This is a genomic window from Sediminibacter sp. Hel_I_10 (assembly GCF_000688335.1).
Taxonomy (GTDB): Bacteria; Bacteroidota; Bacteroidia; order Flavobacteriales; family Flavobacteriaceae; genus Psychroserpens.
Window position 1 is genome coordinate 3263429 of record NZ_JHZX01000001.1, and the last position, 14616, is coordinate 3278044.

Genomic DNA, 14616 nt, shown 5'->3' on the forward strand with positions numbered 1-14616 from the left:
TAAAATAAGCTTGTGTGATGGTACTTTTGTAGTCCTAAAAATTTAAACTTATTATAATGATAAAACGTTTTAGTTACATTCTTAGTTTGAGCGTCTTGCTAATAGCTTGTGGGCCAAAATCTAATATTAACGATTTGGCAACTGCCAATCCAATTTCAACTTCTATAAATTTATCTGAAGTTTCCAACGATAAGGCACCTGTGGTGATTAACCCAGGGCGTTTAACTGAAGAAACAGTAACTTATAGATTACCGCGTGTGGTTCAAGGAACCTACTCTGTGAGTGATTTTGGAAAATACATTGACGACTTTAAAGCCTTGGATTATGATGGTAACGAGTTAGCAACTTCAAAGGTTGATGACAATACTTGGACCATTACTAATGCAACAAAACTTGATAAGATTACTTATAACGTTAATGATACATTTGATCAAGAAGTAGCTGGTGGTATTGGTGGCGAGCAGCCTTTCTCTCCTTCTGGAACAAACATTGAACCAGATAATTATGTACTGAATTTGCATGGTTTTATTGGTTATTTTGATAATTTGAAAAACGCACAGTATACTTTAGATGTTACTGCGCCTGCAACCTTTGAAAGAACATCGGCGTTACAGACAACCAACACTAAATCTAGTGAAGACGGTACTCAAATGACGACAAGTTATTTTGCACCACGTTATTTTGATATTACCGATAACCCAATGATGTATGGTGATTTAGACGTTGAAGAATTTATGGTTGGCGATATTAAAATTGTGTTGAGCGTCTATTCTCCAAACAATGTGCATACCGCAGCAAGCATGAAAGAGACCGTTTATAAAATGATGGAAGCTCAGAAATCTTATTTGGGCGATGTCAACACTACACCTAGATATGATATTTATTTATACTTATCAGACGGCAGTGAAGGCTCTCCAAAAGGACTTGGAGCTTTAGAGCATCATACCTCTACTGTAGTGGTACTGCAAGAGCAATCTACTAAAGAGCAATTGGCTGCATCTATGGTAGATGTTGTTGCTCACGAGTTTTTTCATATCGTGACGCCATTGTCTGTCCACTCTGAAGATGTGCACTATTTTGATTACAACGCGCCTACATTTTCAAAACACTTATGGATGTATGAAGGGGTGACTGAATATTTTGCTCAACATTTTCAAGTGTACGAAGGATTGATTGAGGCTCCTGAGTTTTATGCAACCATGTCTCAAAAGATCACAACATCTAAACGTATGGATGACGCCATGAGTTTTACCACCATGAGCGAGAATGTTTTGGAAGAGCCTTATGCATCTAATTACTATAACGTGTACCAAAAAGGCGCACTTATAGGGATGTGTATCGATATTATGATGAGAGAAGAAAGCAATGGCAATAGAAGTATGTTGAGTTTAATGAAAGAGCTATCTGCCAAATACGGAAAAGAAAAGCCTTTTGAAGATGATAATCTTATTGAAGAAATCACTAGTATGACTTATCCATCTGTCGGCGATTTCTTAACCAAGCACGTTGCTGGAGATACGCCAATTGATTATAATGTATACTTTGAAAAAGTAGGGTTGACGTTTAAGGAAACTCAAGTGCCTACCAACTACATCCAAAGTGGCGATGGGTTTATTTTTGATGGTGACCGTGAAAAAGGAGTGATTTTCTTTTCTGAAGGTGTAAAAAACAATAGTTTTTGGACAGAACAAGGTGTTGTACCTGGAGATATCATCAAAACTATAAATGGAGATGCGCTTACTTTACAAAATGCTCAGGCGATGATCGGAGGAATGTTTCAATGGCAAGAAGGGCAAGACATTGATGTAAAATTGGAGCGTGATGGAAAAGAGGTCATTGTTAAGACCAAACTAACGCCATCTTTTACAACTTCAAAAGTTTTAGCTGAAGACGAGAATGCTACTGAAAAACAGATTGAAACCCGTAAAGCTTGGTTAAAGGGATAACTGAACGGAAACGTTTATAACGTAAAATTTTAAAGACCTTTCAGCTGAGATCATCTTCGCTGAAAGGTTTTTTTATGCGTTGTTGGTAATTAGTTTCTTTAAAATCACAATCTGACCTAAATGATAATGACAGTGTTCAATAATACCATGGAGATTTCTAAAGTAGTTCCCGTATTTGTTATCAGTAAAATCCTCTTGTAGTATTGTCTTTGGCAGTTTTTGAATGAGCTCTGTAAAGGCATGAGCATCATTTAAGGATTTTTCAATGAGTTTACGCCAATCTTCTTCGGAAGTTATCGGTGGTGTTTCAAAACTAAATTCATCCTTTGCGTTTAAGGGATTGCCCTTTAAGACTTTGGTCACGGCTTCGATGTAATAGTTGGTGTGGTAAACCAGTGTGGCTATGGTATTGCAGCCTTCAATTTTTGTTGTGGCTTCTTTCCAATCAATTTCAGACAGTGTATTTTTATAATTTACACTGGTCCAGTTGCCACCAAAATAGACGTCCTTTAAATGCTTTGCGGTCTGCGATGTAAACGTCATGATGTTTCTGAACATTTTTGGGTGTAGAACTCAAAACTTTCCTTGATCATGTTGTTATCGACTAAGCAATTGACCTTTGGGTTACCAATATCTTCCAGCAGAACGAAATTGATGTTGCCGTGCTCATTTTTCTTGTCGTATTTTAATAGTTCTATAATAGCATCGTAATCAACAGGCATAATCTCTACGGGATTATAAATATCTAACAGTGCCTGTGTGATGTAGTCAAGATCTTCGGAAGGAAAGTCTAATAATTCACGAGATATATAAGATTCCAATATCATGCCGATGGCGATGGCTTCGCCATGTAATAGTTCTTCTTTTTCTGGATGACTCAAAAAATAAGATTCTATCGCGTGCCCTAACGTATGGCCAAAATTGAGATGTTTTCTAATGCCTTGCTCTAGTGGATCAAGCGTTACAATATCTTTTTTAATGATTACAGAATCGTAAATCAATTGATCAAGATCATTGAGCGTTAACTTTTTTAAGTCGGTGAGTTTGTCAAAATACGCTTTGTCTTTAATAAGGCCGTGTTTTAACATTTCGGCTAAACCAGATTTAAGCTGATTTTGAGGAAGGGTATCTAAAAAAGAGGTGTCAATCAATACCATATCACCAGAGCTAATAACGCCAACTTGATTTTTTAAAGGACCAAGGTCTACGCCTGTTTTACCGCCAACAGATGCATCTACCATGGCCAATAGTGAGGTAGGAACATTAATGTAGCTAATTCCTCTTTTAAATGTAGATGCTACAAAGCCACCCAAATCAGTCACAACGCCACCACCAAGATTGACGAGCAAGCTTTTGCGATCTGCACCCAACTCGGCTAGAGCATTCCAAACACCAACACAATTATCTATGGTTTTATGAGATTCTCCTGCTTCAATTTCTATCACCTCTATGTCAATTTCAGAATGAACCTCAGAGAGAAATTTACTAAGGCAATGTTGGTGTGTGTTGCTATCTACTAAAATAAAAAGCTTTGAAAATGACGCATCATTTAGATGCGCATTAAGTGAGGTGTAAGCGTTGGAATTGAAATGAACGCTGTAATTTTTTAATGGTATGGAATTCATTGAGCAAGTTTCTGTAGTAATACCGTCGAAAATTAGCAGTTTTTTAGCAATAATATCGAACCTGAATAATTATTTTTGCTAAATGGTAGATATTGCATTGAAAAATCAACTTTTTGATAACACTAAAGTCGCTTTCAGTCTGAAATCTGATTCAGAACTAGAACGTGCCTATTTCCTTTTTAAAATGATTTCCCACGAGCCGTTGGTAAGAATTGGGACAGCAGCCACTAATTTTGCCTTGAAGGCGCATTTGCCTGTCGAGGGTCTCATTAGGGCCACTGTTTTTGATCATTTTTGCGGAGGTGTGAGTGAAGATGATTGTATGAAGGTGGTGGATAATATGTTTGAAAAAGGGGTGAGCTCTGTTTTAGATTATTCTGTAGAAGGCAAAAAGAATGAGGCCAATTTTGATGCTGCCGCGGAAAAAATCATAAAGATCATTAAGTTCGCAGATGAAAAAGAAGCCATGCCTATTGTAGTATTTAAACCCACAGGGTTTGGTCGTTTCTTTTTATATCAAAAAAAGGGAGAGGGTAAAGCCTTTACTTCAGAAGAACAAGCGGAGTGGGATCGCATTGTAGCCCGTTATGACAGCGTTTGTGCTTTGGCAAAAGAACGTGATGTTGAGGTGCTTATCGATGGTGAAGAAAGTTGGATGCAAGACGCTGCAGATGATCTTTGTGAAGACATGATGCGCAAATACAACATAGAAAAGCCAATAGTCTATAATACGTTACAAACGTACCGTTGGGATCGATTTGATTATCTCAAAGATCTACATAAAAGGGCTCAAGAGAATGGTCATAAAGTAGGATTCAAGATCGTGAGAGGTGCCTATATGGAGAAAGAACGTGAAAGAGCTGAGGATAAGGGATACGATTCTCCAATTTGTGAAAATAAAAAAGCGACAGACGATAACTTTAATGATTGTTTACGCTATTGCCTTAAAAATTTAAATGGTATCTCTGTGTTTATTGGCACTCACAATGAATATAGCTGTTATTTAGCGATGGATATGATGAAAGATCTCAACGTCGATAAAAAAGATAATAATGTCTGGTTTGGTCAGTTATACGGAATGAGCGATCACATCAGCTTTAATTTAGCGGAAGAAGGTTACAACGTAGCTAAATACGTACCTTTTGGACCAGTAAAAGATGTGATGCCCTACTTGATTAGACGCGCAGAAGAGAATACTTCTGTAGCAGGACAAACTAGTAGAGAGTTGAATTTACTAAAGAAAGAAAAGCAACGCCGAAAAGGTTAATTTATTTTAAGTTTAGAGATTCTATGGTTACCAGAGAATCACAATTTGTAAGCCAAAGCTCAATGTCGGAGTCTTTCAACTCATTTTCAATGAGGTAACGTTTGCACGAATCTTTTTCAGTTTCACTTTCAGAAAAATTAACGTCACCAGTTCTAATTAAGCGTTCTACTTCTAAGCTATCAATACCATAGGTATTCATATTGGCGAGTGATGTTTCAGAAAAAAAGTGCTTTTTAATATTAATATTTTTGATGGTTCTCGCGTTTGGACCATAATCACAAGATGTTTTTTTTCCGCTTAAAAAAAAAGCTAAAAGGATAAGACCTAGGGAAAAGCCTCCTAAATAATAGCCGAGGCGGTGAATAAATTTCATATAATTTTTTCTTTAATATATTACGGAAACTGAGAGACACGAACGTCCTTTATGGTATTGAGATGGTGAGCTGAAGACAGTTAATTTGAAGTATATTGAAATTTTAGAAGATCAATAAATTCACATCGCTACAATCCAGATCAAACCAATCTGCAACCGATTTGTTGGTTAAAATGCCGTGGTAAAAATACAACCCATTTTTTAAACCGCGGTCATATCTTATGGCATCTTCAATACCACCATCTTCTGCAATTTTTAGAAGGTACGGTGTAAAAATATTACTTATTGATACTGAGGCAGATCTAGAGTATCGTGCTGGTATGTTTGGCACACAGTAATGTGTGACGTTGTTGTATTCAAATGTGGGTTGGTCGTGATTGGTGACTTCGCTTGTTTCAAAGCATCCGCCCATATCAATACTCACGTCTATAATTACTGCACCAGCTTTCATCGTGCTCACCATAGCTTCGGTAACTATAATTGGCGCTCTATTTTTTCCTTTTACTGCTCCTATAGCAACATCACAGCGTTTTAATGCTTTAATGAGATTTTTTGGTTGAAGGGTTGAGGTGTAAAATGTACGGCCCAAATTGGCTTGAATGCAGCGCAACCTTGTGATGCTATTATCAAAAACCTTAATATTAGCTCCAAGGCCCATAGCAGAGCGAGCGGCAAATTCGCCAACGGTTCCAGCGCCAATGATAACCACTTCAACAGGTGGAACGCCAGATATGTTACCGAACATAAGTCCGTTACCGCCATTTACATTTGAGAGTAATTCTGAAGCAATTAATACAGAGGCTGTTCCTGCAATTTCGCTTAAGGCTCTTACTGCAGGGTATGCGCCGTCCTCATCTTTTATAAATTCGAAGGCTAAGGCGGTGACTCTTTTAGAAGCTAAAGCTTCAAAATAGGATTTTGATTGTGTTTTTAACTGTAGAGCAGAAATGAGCAGCGTCTGAGGATTAATCATTTGAATTTCATCCTTTGACGGTGGCTCTACTTTGAGCAGAATAGGGCATGAGAACACTTTAGAGGTGTCTCTAGTAACCTCGGCACCAGCATCGCTGTAGGCCTTATCTTTAAAATTGGCACCTTCTCCGGCGCCAGACTCTATCATTACACGATGACCATTAGATACCAAAGCAGAAACTGCATCTGGCGTAAGACAGACTCGCTTTTCTTGAAAATGGGTTTCTTTAGGAATGCCAATAAAAAGCTCGCTTTTTTTCCTGTAGACTTCGAGCATTTCTTCTTGAGGCATCAATTGTGCCTTGGTAAAGGGAGAAAGGGATTTGTTCATTTGATTTGTTAATTCAAAAATGAATTTACAAATAATTTATGATTTAAAGGAATTCATTTGAGAATTGGCTGAAAATGAAACTCAACTCAAAACGTATGAGTTGTGGCTTAGGAGAATACATCTTAAAACATTGATATTTAGTCTAAAAATATTGTTTTAATGTGCCCATAAGTCCTTTGGGTTTGATCATAAACTCTTCTTCGAGTTCTTTCATGCTTTTGCCAGCATTGTTGATTTTATTAAATATTTGAGCACGTATGAGATATATGGATGGAATAATAACTGCCATTACGGGAAGAATGTAAATTAGTTGGAATTCATCTATATACTTATTGTCGTCGTTGAAGAGAACGACAATTTGATAAGTATACATTGTAATTGGCACCAAAAGGGCATGATACCACCAATGGCGATTGGTGAAAAACCAAATTACTAAAAATATTAATGGAATAATCTTACCTGTCAAAATCCACATTGATAGATTGGCACTACCCCAACCTTTGCTATTATAAGTAAACAAAAAAGTGTTCCAGACCTGCTGATCTGGGACACTTTCATATAAATAAAATAGATATGGACTGGCAGCAATAAATATTCCTATTATGCCTCCAATTACAAAGTCTTTTTTAGAAACAGTTCTATCCTGCTGACGGTATTTTGAAATTTTTCTTTTCAATTTGGGTAGTAGTTTGTCCATTTAGGTCAATTAAATCTGTAGCTTGAGCAGTAAATAACATTCCACCGAAAATCGCAATTGCGATAACATACTTTTTAGTTTTCATAATTTTAAGGGATTAGATTAATTATTGATTCAAATATAGGAGTTGAATTAAATTTAATCTGTTAAAATAACTGTTAAAATCAGCCTTAAAATGATGATTTTGTTACGGTTTTTCCGTAGTCTTTAAGTATGATGGGGTGTTTGGCGGGAAATTATTTTGCGATTTTACTGCTGTTTCATAGCTTCATTTGTTTTTTTATTGGTGTTTGAACTCAAAATTATTGCTCTAGAGGTCTTTTTTGTCGTCTTTATAGTAATTAATTGAGAATCAATTGGGATAAAGTCTTTGGCTTTTTCGGGCCATTCAATAAATACCCAATGCTTAGAATGGATATAATCTTCAAAACCAATATCAAGCAATTCATTCTCATCTTTTATACGATATAAATCGAAGTGATAGATCTTATCATCAGTAATCTCATATTCGTTAACTAAAGAAAAGGTAGGACTACTTACCACATCATCACTTCCAAGTGATTGAACCAATGCTTTTATAAGCGTTGTTTTTCCAGCTCCCATGTCTCCATGAAAAAGAATGATTTTAGAAGAAAACTGATCTAAAAGACTAGTTGCCAATTTATTGATGTCTTTTATGTCGTAATCGAATTCCAAAGTGCTTCTAATATTGGGTTGTGAATTTATGCTTTATTAACTGAATTTTACACAATGATATAAATTAAAATTGAGAAAAGCTAGAAATTTTGGTTATACATCGGATTTATGTGCGTTTTGAGGAGTATTTGATGTTTTTTATTTTGGATAGAGTCCAATCTCCTCACATGGCCATTCGTTTATTATAATGAAATTCTAAAGCACCTGATGGACACTTTTTGATTTGATTTATAATCTCGTCTGTTGAAGCGGCATCGAGATCAATCCATGGAATGACTGAATGTCTAAACACATTAGAGAGCTCTTTTGCACAACGCTCAGCGTTTATGCATTGGCACGGACTGTAGGTGACAGTAATTTCAGAATTACTGAAAACATTAGGTTTTGTTTTCATAAGTAGATTTTTTTGGGGTTAATCTAATCTTAATTAGGGCAAACGAATCTTTCCGCAACTTGGAAAGGTCCGATTAAAAGTATAAAATCATCGGTAAATAACCAAATTTATTTTATCTTAAACTTCTTTTTAGCAGTTTCAGTCAAATTCTGAAGTGAGGTGAAATTTGATATTCGGATATTTTTGCTGGGTCATTTGCAGCGAAAAAGGTGAATCTGCCAAAAACACAATTTGATTGCGTTTGTCTTTAGCTAGAAAACGCTGTTTGACTTGAAGGAAATCTTTAAATTCTTGGCTTTTTGCGTCTTTTGGTTCAACCCAACACGCTTTATGAACATTTAGATTCTCGTAAGTACACTTCGCGCCATATTCATGTTCTAATCTGTATTGAATAACCTCATATTGCAGGGCTCCTACAGTGCCAATTACTTTTCGTCCGTTAAGTTCTAAAGTAAATAGCTGGGCAACACCTTCATCCATTAATTGATCTATTCCTTTATTGAGTTGTTTTGATTTTAAAGGATCGGCATTATTGATATATCTAAAATGCTCGGGAGAGAAACTTGGGACTCCTTTGTAATGAATGGTTTCTCCCTCGGTTAGCGTATCACCAATTTTAAAATTTCCAGTATCATGAAGTCCTACAATATCACCAGGATAAGATATATCGACAATTTCTTTTTTCTCGGCGAAAAAGGCATTCGGACTTGAAAATTTAAGTTTTTTATCATTTCTAACATGAAGGTAAGGCGTGTTCCGCTTAAATTCACCAGAAACTATTTTAATAAAAGCTAAACGATCTCGGTGGTTGGGATCCATGTTAGCATGTATTTTAAAAACAAAACCGGTAAATTCCTTTTCTTCAGGTTTTACTAAGCGCTCTTCACTTTGCTTTGGTCTTGGTTTAGGTGCAATGTCTACAAAGCAATCCAATAATTCACGTACTCCAAAATTGTTTAACGCAGATCCAAAAAAGACGGGTTGCTGTTGGCCGCTTAGATAAGCTTCTTTATCAAATTTTGGATAGATGCCTTCTACAAGTTCTATTTCTTCGCGTAATGTGTCTGCAGCTTTTTCTCCTACAAGTTGATCTAATTCTTCAGATTTTAAATCTGAAATCTCGATAGTTTCCTCAATGTTTTTTCTACTACTTCCGCTAAAGAGATTAATGTTTTGTTCCCAAAGGTTATAGATACCTTTAAAATCATAGCCCATCCCTATGGGAAAACTCAATGGAACAACCTTTAAACCTAATTTCTGCTCAATTTCATCTAGTAAATCAAAAGCATCCTTACCTTCTCGGTCCATCTTATTAATAAACACAATCATTGGGATGTTACGCATACGGCACACTTCAACTAGTTTTTCGGTTTGCTCCTCAACACCTTTAGCAACATCAATAACCACGATAACGCTATCAACAGCAGTTAACGTTCTAAATGTATCTTCAGCAAAGTCTTTGTGACCTGGAGTATCCAGAATGTTTATTTTGGTTCCGTCATACTCAAAAGCCAAGACAGAGGTTGCCACACTAATTCCACGCTGACGCTCAATCTCCATAAAATCACTCGTAGCACCTTTCTTGATCTTATTGCTTTTAACAGCTCCGGCTTCCTGAATGGCACCTCCAAAAAGTAGTAACTTTTCAGTAAGTGTGGTCTTGCCGGCATCTGGATGCGAAATAATTCCGAAAGTACGTCGTCTGTTGATTTCCTTAATAAAACTCATAATCCTTGAAATTGAGTGCAAAAGTAGTTATTTCTTTGAGATTCTAAGATTTTAGATCCTGTTTTACTTTGCTAAGAGAACGTTAAATTCCAACTATTTTGAAGTACCATTTCTATTAACCTTCAAATTGTTAATATTAGTTGTTATTTTTGTTTGCTATGACAGAAGAACGTGTAATTCTAGTAAATGAAAAAGATGAGCAAATTGGTACCATGCCAAAGATGGAAGCTCATGAAAAAGCGCTCCTACACCGAGCCTTTTCCGTATTTGTATTTAATAAAGATAAACAGTTGATGGTGCAGCAACGCGCTAAGCATAAGTACCATTCACCTTTGCTTTGGACCAATACATGTTGCAGTCACCAAAGAGAGGGCGAATCTAATTTAGATGCTGGTAAGCGACGCCTTATGGAAGAGATGGGCTTTGTAACAGGCTTGGAAGAGTCTATATCTTTTATATATAAAGCTCCATTTGACAATGGCCTCACAGAGCATGAATTTGATCATATCTTAATTGGTACCTATAACGAGGAACCTAAAATTAATCCTGACGAAGTTGAGGCTTGGAAATGGATGGATTTAGAGAGTATTAAACAAGATATGATTGATCAACCAGAACTCTATACTGCCTGGTTTAAAATTATCTTTGAGAAATTTTATGAACATATCAACATCACAAAATCATGAGAGTTACCGTAAGTAGAAAAGCGCATTTTAATGCGGCTCACCGTTTATACCGAAAGGATTGGAGTTTTGAGAAAAATGACGAGATTTTTGGGAAATGCAATAACCCTAACTTTCATGGACACAATTATGATTTAATTGTTCATGTAACTGGTGATATCGATAAGGAGACAGGATATGTTATGGATATGAAGGTCTTAAAGGATATTATAAAATTGGAAGTGGAAGATGCCTTTGATCATAAAAATTTAAACTTGGAAGTACCCGAGTTTAAGGATTTAAATCCTACAGCGGAAAATATTGTGGTTGTGATCTATCAAAAAATCAAACCAAAATTAGACCCTTCCTTTGATTTAGAAATCACTTTATATGAAACACCACGCAACTTCGTAAGTTATTCAGGTAAATGAGAGCAGCACTGTATCCTTTGAAATTTCACCCCATCTTAAAACAAAAAATTTGGGGAGGAGAAAAATTACATCATTACTTAAACAAACAAAGCACGCTCAAAGATATTGGTGAAAGCTGGGAGCTGAGTGATGTTGAGGGAGATGTCTCCATAGTTTCTAATGGCGCCTTAAAAGGAAAGTCTTTAACAGACGTTTTAACTGATTATGGCGCTGATTTGTTAGGAACTAAAAACTACGAACGTTTTGGCAATAAATTCCCACTATTGATCAAATTTATAGATGCAAAAAGTGATCTCTCCGTGCAGCTTCACCCAAATGATACTTTGGCAAAATCACGCCATAATTCCTTCGGAAAAACAGAGATGTGGTATGTCATGCAAGCTGATGAAGATGCCAATTTAATTGTTGGTTTCAACCAAGAGATGAATGCAGAGACTTATCTAAGTCACCTAAACAATAAAACATTAACAGATATCCTCAATTTTGATAAGGTTAAAGCTGGGGATACGTATTTTATTGCTGCTGGTAGAATACATGCCATAGGGGCAGGCGTTTTATTGGCCGAAATTCAACAAACCAGTGATATTACCTATCGTGTGTATGATTGGGATAGAACCGATGACGAGGGTAATGAAAGAGAGCTGCATAATGATATTGCCATTGAGGCCTTTGATTTTGAGATGCCAAATGATTTTAGGGTGAGTTACGAGACCACTGCAAACCAATCTAATTCAATGGTAAACTGTGCTTATTTTAATACGAATGTTATAGAGCTTAAAGGCAATCTTCCGAAGAAAAATACTAAAGACGCTTTCGTGATATATATGTGCGTTGAAGGAGAAGCGGTGATTTCTAATTCAAATTATAAGGAAACTATTAAGGTAGGGGAGACCTTGCTTTTACCTGCCACTATTTTAGATTATCAGCTATCGGCTAAACAGGCAAAATTATTAGAAGTGTCTATTGATTGATTTTTTTTGTTCTTGATCACCTTTTTGATGGCGGTTATCTCTTGATATTGCCTATTTTTGCAAAACTATTAAACCTAATACCAATATAATTATGGCAAATGTTAGAGACCTAAAAAAAGACATCAATTTTGTCTTGGGTGATATTATAGAAGCAGTTTACGTTTGGGAACACAACAATCCTAAAAAAGATAATAAGCAGAGTGAAGCTATTATCGACGAATCTATTGAAACTTTTGATGAGCTTATCGCAAAAGTGAACGATAAATCTGTAGAAAACAAAAAGGCGCACTTTAAGTCAATTCACAATGACCTAGAAACTAAAGGCAGAGTTTTAGTAGAAAAGGTGAATCAATTAGGGTAATCTTAATCTTTAATTCTAGTTTTCTTCGGAAAGCATTAATTAAAAGGGACTGATTTTGAATCTTCAAAATCAGTCCCTTTTTTTATTGGTTCTTAGCTTCTGCTTTTCGTAAAGCAATCAGTTCTTCCAGTTCAATGCCGTATTTCGATGTTTTGATCTCTGCATCAAGTGCATTGTAAATTTCTTCTAAATATTTAACACTGGTGTTTGAAATTTCGCTTATCGCTAAATAAGGCGCCACTTCGCTATCCTTATGATTTACCGCAAAATTGATGGTGTAGAGATACTTTCGTTTTAAAAGGTTGTCAAAATTAGCTTGGATGTTATTGTACTTAGTGGAATCTTGTGCTATTTGAGATTCAAAACTTTCTTTGATCATGTCTAAATTTTTATCATTGAATTTTGACATCATTAATAAATATTCTTCTAAAACATCTTGTTGTTTAGAACCTTTGATCTTTGCATCGTAATTAAAAGTCTTTAAAGTAGAATTAACTTCTGTAATGCCTTTGTCAGCAAAAAACACGACTGTGCCTTCATCGTCATCATTTTTGTCTAATTTAAGAAACAATAGCTCAGGCTCTTCCAATGCTGCATGAAGTTCAAACATAGAATTACCATTAATCTCTAGGGAATCTAAGGTCACCATCACCGAGTCGGTTTGTTTTTGAAGATAAACCGTTCCTTTTTTAAGTCCTTCAATATGACCTTTTAATGTAAAATCGTGCTGCTCTTCTGAGGCACAATTATAGAGTAGGATAGTGATTAGGATTGCAGCAAATTGTTTCATTCTTTTTCGTGATTTTAGAGGCGCAAATATGCTATAAATAAATTGAAATTCTAACTAACGGCAGCCAATTCCATTAAAATAGTACAACCAATAGCAGCGACCGTTCCTATGGCATATCCAAAAACAGCCAATAGTACCCCAACAGTGGCTAGTGATGGATGAAATGCTGAGGCCACGATTGGTGCAGAAGCTGCTCCACCAACATTAGCTTGACTGCCCACAGCAAGAAAGAAATAGGGTGCTCTAATAAGTTTTGCAACGCCAATAAGTAATAAGGCGTGAATAGTCATCCAGACCACACCAATAAAAATGAGACCCTTATTGTCAAAGATGAGTGTAAGATCCATTTTCATTCCTATGGTAGCCACCAAAATGTATATAAAAACACTACCAAACTTACTGGCTCCAGCGCCTTCAAAAGACTTCGCCTTTGTAAATGATAACAGTACGGCCACCAATGTAGAGATACTGATCATCCAAAAGAATTTAGAATCTAAAAACGTAAAAACATTACGGGTGGTTTGGTCTTCTATACCTTTAACAATACCATTAAAATAAGGCGCTAAACCGTTAGAGGCCCAATGCGCAAGGCTTACTGTACCAAAAGCAATAGCACCAATGATCATGATGTCTGCTAAAGAAGGATTTCTTTTTGCTTTTTCTGAAAAGGCAGATACTTTTTCCTTTAACTGCTCAATGGATGTTGTATCTGCTTTTAGCCACTTATTGATTCGGTCACGTTTGCCTATACCAATAAGAATAATGGCCATCCAAATATTAGCGACCACAATATCTACAAAAACCATACCGCCATATTTTGCAGGATTGTATTCATAAATCTCTAACATGGCTGTTTGATTAGCGCCACCACCAATCCAACTCCCTGCCAAAGTAGATAGTCCTCTCCAAACAGCATCTGGACCAATACCGCCAACAGTAGATGGTGAAAAGAAAGAAATGAGCAATATGGCAATTGGTCCTCCAATTACTATCCCAATAGTTCCAGTAAAAAACATGATTAAGGCCTTCCACCCTAAATTAAAAACCGCTTTAAGATCAATACTCAGTGTCATGAGCACGAGGGCGGCGGGTAGGAGATAGCGGCTTGCCATATAATAGAGGCTAGTGCTGTTTTCAACTGAGGAGCCATCTTCGGTAACTGTAATCCATTCTGGAGCAATAAGACCGGTAGTTGTTAAAACGGCAGGAATCATATAGGCCATGAAGAGTCCTGGAACAATCTTATAAAATTTAGGCCAAAATCCAGTCTTTATGGACTCTGTTAAAAAAACAAATCCTAACGAGAGCATTAGGAGTCCAAAAACAATGGTGTCATCTGTAAAAAAAGGAGTAGTGTCCATGGTAAAACTTT

16 protein-coding genes are annotated in these 14616 nt (G+C 36.3%); 6 read left to right on the forward strand and 10 right to left on the reverse strand.

The window, feature by feature from the left end; translation table 11 throughout:
• The first annotated feature begins 56 nt into the window (after positions 1 to 56).
• Positions 57 to 1946: a peptidase M61 gene (locus tag P176_RS0114605; protein ID WP_081820726.1), complete on the forward strand. Its 1890-nt coding sequence runs from the start codon at positions 57 to 59 to the stop codon at positions 1944 to 1946.
• A gap of 72 nt (positions 1947 to 2018) precedes the next feature.
• Here P176_RS0114605 and P176_RS0114610 read toward each other — a convergent pair whose 3' ends face one another.
• Both P176_RS0114610 and aroB read right to left on the reverse strand, forming a co-directional pair.
• On the reverse strand, positions 2019 to 2504 hold the full coding sequence (locus tag P176_RS0114610; RefSeq protein ID WP_231481266.1) for a DUF1572 domain-containing protein: 486 nt from the start codon (positions 2502 to 2504) through the stop codon (positions 2019 to 2021).
• Positions 2486 to 3571, reverse strand: a complete 1086-nt coding sequence (gene aroB, locus P176_RS0114615) for a 3-dehydroquinate synthase (protein WP_026755404.1) — start codon at positions 3569 to 3571, stop codon at positions 2486 to 2488. The genes P176_RS0114610 and aroB overlap by 19 nt, the downstream gene beginning before the upstream one ends.
• 82 nt (positions 3572 to 3653) lie before the next feature.
• Between aroB and P176_RS0114620 the strand changes: the two genes are divergently transcribed.
• Positions 3654 to 4838, forward strand: a complete 1185-nt coding sequence (locus tag P176_RS0114620; RefSeq protein WP_037348964.1) for a proline dehydrogenase family protein — start codon at positions 3654 to 3656, stop codon at positions 4836 to 4838.
• A gap of 1 nt (position 4839) precedes the next feature.
• On the opposite strand, the gene P176_RS0114625 is transcribed toward P176_RS0114620, so the two are convergent.
• From P176_RS0114625 to P176_RS0114650, 6 genes are all read right to left on the reverse strand, one after another.
• Positions 4840 to 5211, reverse strand: a complete 372-nt coding sequence (locus tag P176_RS0114625; RefSeq protein ID WP_026755406.1) for a hypothetical protein — start codon at positions 5209 to 5211, stop codon at positions 4840 to 4842.
• Between the two features lie 103 nt (positions 5212 to 5314).
• Positions 5315 to 6514: an alanine dehydrogenase gene (locus P176_RS0114630; RefSeq protein ID WP_026755407.1), complete on the reverse strand. Its 1200-nt coding sequence runs from the start codon at positions 6512 to 6514 to the stop codon at positions 5315 to 5317.
• Positions 6515 to 6656: 142 nt separating this feature from the next.
• Positions 6657 to 7211 (reverse strand): hypothetical protein, encoded by a 555-nt coding sequence (locus P176_RS0114635; RefSeq protein WP_026755408.1) that lies wholly within the window; start codon positions 7209 to 7211, stop codon positions 6657 to 6659.
• 249 nt (positions 7212 to 7460) lie between these two features.
• Positions 7461 to 7907, reverse strand: coding sequence for a tRNA (adenosine(37)-N6)-threonylcarbamoyltransferase complex ATPase subunit type 1 TsaE (gene tsaE, locus P176_RS0114640; protein WP_026755409.1), 447 nt, complete (start codon positions 7905 to 7907; stop codon positions 7461 to 7463).
• A 163-nt stretch (positions 7908 to 8070) separates the two neighbouring features.
• On the reverse strand, positions 8071 to 8301 hold the full coding sequence (locus P176_RS0114645) for a (4Fe-4S)-binding protein (protein WP_026755410.1): 231 nt from the start codon (positions 8299 to 8301) through the stop codon (positions 8071 to 8073).
• 138 nt (positions 8302 to 8439) lie between these two features.
• Positions 8440 to 10029, reverse strand: a complete 1590-nt coding sequence (locus tag P176_RS0114650) for a peptide chain release factor 3 (RefSeq protein ID WP_026755411.1) — start codon at positions 10027 to 10029, stop codon at positions 8440 to 8442.
• A 158-nt stretch (positions 10030 to 10187) separates the two neighbouring features.
• Between P176_RS0114650 and idi the strand changes: the two genes are divergently transcribed.
• From idi to P176_RS0114670, 4 genes are all read left to right on the forward strand, one after another.
• Complete coding sequence (idi, locus tag P176_RS0114655; RefSeq protein ID WP_026755412.1) at positions 10188 to 10715, forward strand: isopentenyl-diphosphate Delta-isomerase; 528 nt, start codon at positions 10188 to 10190, stop codon at positions 10713 to 10715.
• Positions 10712 to 11122, forward strand: a complete 411-nt coding sequence (locus P176_RS0114660; protein WP_026755413.1) for a 6-carboxytetrahydropterin synthase — start codon at positions 10712 to 10714, stop codon at positions 11120 to 11122. Before idi ends, P176_RS0114660 begins: the two co-directional genes overlap by 4 nt.
• Entirely contained in the window at positions 11119 to 12093 is a 975-nt protein-coding gene (locus P176_RS0114665) for a type I phosphomannose isomerase catalytic subunit (RefSeq protein WP_026755414.1), read from the forward strand. The genes P176_RS0114660 and P176_RS0114665 overlap by 4 nt, the downstream gene beginning before the upstream one ends.
• A 91-nt stretch (positions 12094 to 12184) precedes the next feature.
• A complete protein-coding gene (locus P176_RS0114670) occupies positions 12185 to 12454 on the forward strand; it encodes a hypothetical protein (protein WP_026755415.1) in 270 nt (89 codons plus the stop codon).
• 82 nt (positions 12455 to 12536) lie between these two features.
• Here P176_RS0114670 and P176_RS0114675 read toward each other — a convergent pair whose 3' ends face one another.
• Together P176_RS0114675 and P176_RS0114680 are read right to left on the reverse strand one after the other, a co-directional pair.
• Positions 12537 to 13244 (reverse strand): DUF4369 domain-containing protein, encoded by a 708-nt coding sequence (locus tag P176_RS0114675; protein ID WP_026755416.1) that lies wholly within the window; start codon positions 13242 to 13244, stop codon positions 12537 to 12539.
• A 50-nt stretch (positions 13245 to 13294) separates the two neighbouring features.
• Positions 13295 to 14605 carry a DUF819 domain-containing protein gene (locus P176_RS0114680; protein ID WP_026755417.1) on the reverse strand — a complete coding sequence of 437 codons (1311 nt, stop codon included), beginning with the start codon at positions 14603 to 14605 and terminating at the stop codon, positions 13295 to 13297.
• Positions 14606 to 14616 lie beyond the last annotated feature (11 nt).

What these genes read in the sequence shown, in the direction of transcription:
- idi (WP_026755412.1), top strand. Translation starts at nt 10,188, where the DNA reads ATGACAGAAGAACGTGTAATTCTAGTAAATGAAAAAGATGAGCAAATT.
- P176_RS0114650 (WP_026755411.1), bottom strand. Translation starts at nt 10,029, where the DNA reads ATGAGTTTTATTAAGGAAATCAACAGACGACGTACTTTCGGAATTATT.
- aroB (WP_026755404.1), bottom strand. Translation starts at nt 3,571, where the DNA reads ATGAATTCCATACCATTAAAAAATTACAGCGTTCATTTCAATTCCAAC.
- P176_RS0114605 (WP_081820726.1), top strand. Translation starts at nt 57, where the DNA reads ATGATAAAACGTTTTAGTTACATTCTTAGTTTGAGCGTCTTGCTAATA.
- P176_RS0114630 (WP_026755407.1), bottom strand. Translation starts at nt 6,514, where the DNA reads ATGAACAAATCCCTTTCTCCCTTTACCAAGGCACAATTGATGCCTCAA.
- P176_RS0114665 (WP_026755414.1), top strand. Translation starts at nt 11,119, where the DNA reads ATGAGAGCAGCACTGTATCCTTTGAAATTTCACCCCATCTTAAAACAA.
- P176_RS0114660 (WP_026755413.1), top strand. Translation starts at nt 10,712, where the DNA reads ATGAGAGTTACCGTAAGTAGAAAAGCGCATTTTAATGCGGCTCACCGT.
- P176_RS0114675 (WP_026755416.1), bottom strand. Translation starts at nt 13,244, where the DNA reads ATGAAACAATTTGCTGCAATCCTAATCACTATCCTACTCTATAATTGT.
- P176_RS0114680 (WP_026755417.1), bottom strand. Translation starts at nt 14,605, where the DNA reads ATGGACACTACTCCTTTTTTTACAGATGACACCATTGTTTTTGGACTC.
- P176_RS0114670 (WP_026755415.1), top strand. Translation starts at nt 12,185, where the DNA reads ATGGCAAATGTTAGAGACCTAAAAAAAGACATCAATTTTGTCTTGGGT.
- P176_RS0114610 (WP_231481266.1), bottom strand. Translation starts at nt 2,504, where the DNA reads ATGTTCAGAAACATCATGACGTTTACATCGCAGACCGCAAAGCATTTA.
- P176_RS0114645 (WP_026755410.1), bottom strand. Translation starts at nt 8,301, where the DNA reads ATGAAAACAAAACCTAATGTTTTCAGTAATTCTGAAATTACTGTCACC.
- P176_RS0114635 (WP_026755408.1), bottom strand. Translation starts at nt 7,211, where the DNA reads ATGGACAAACTACTACCCAAATTGAAAAGAAAAATTTCAAAATACCGT.
- P176_RS0114620 (WP_037348964.1), top strand. Translation starts at nt 3,654, where the DNA reads ATGGTAGATATTGCATTGAAAAATCAACTTTTTGATAACACTAAAGTC.
- P176_RS0114625 (WP_026755406.1), bottom strand. Translation starts at nt 5,211, where the DNA reads ATGAAATTTATTCACCGCCTCGGCTATTATTTAGGAGGCTTTTCCCTA.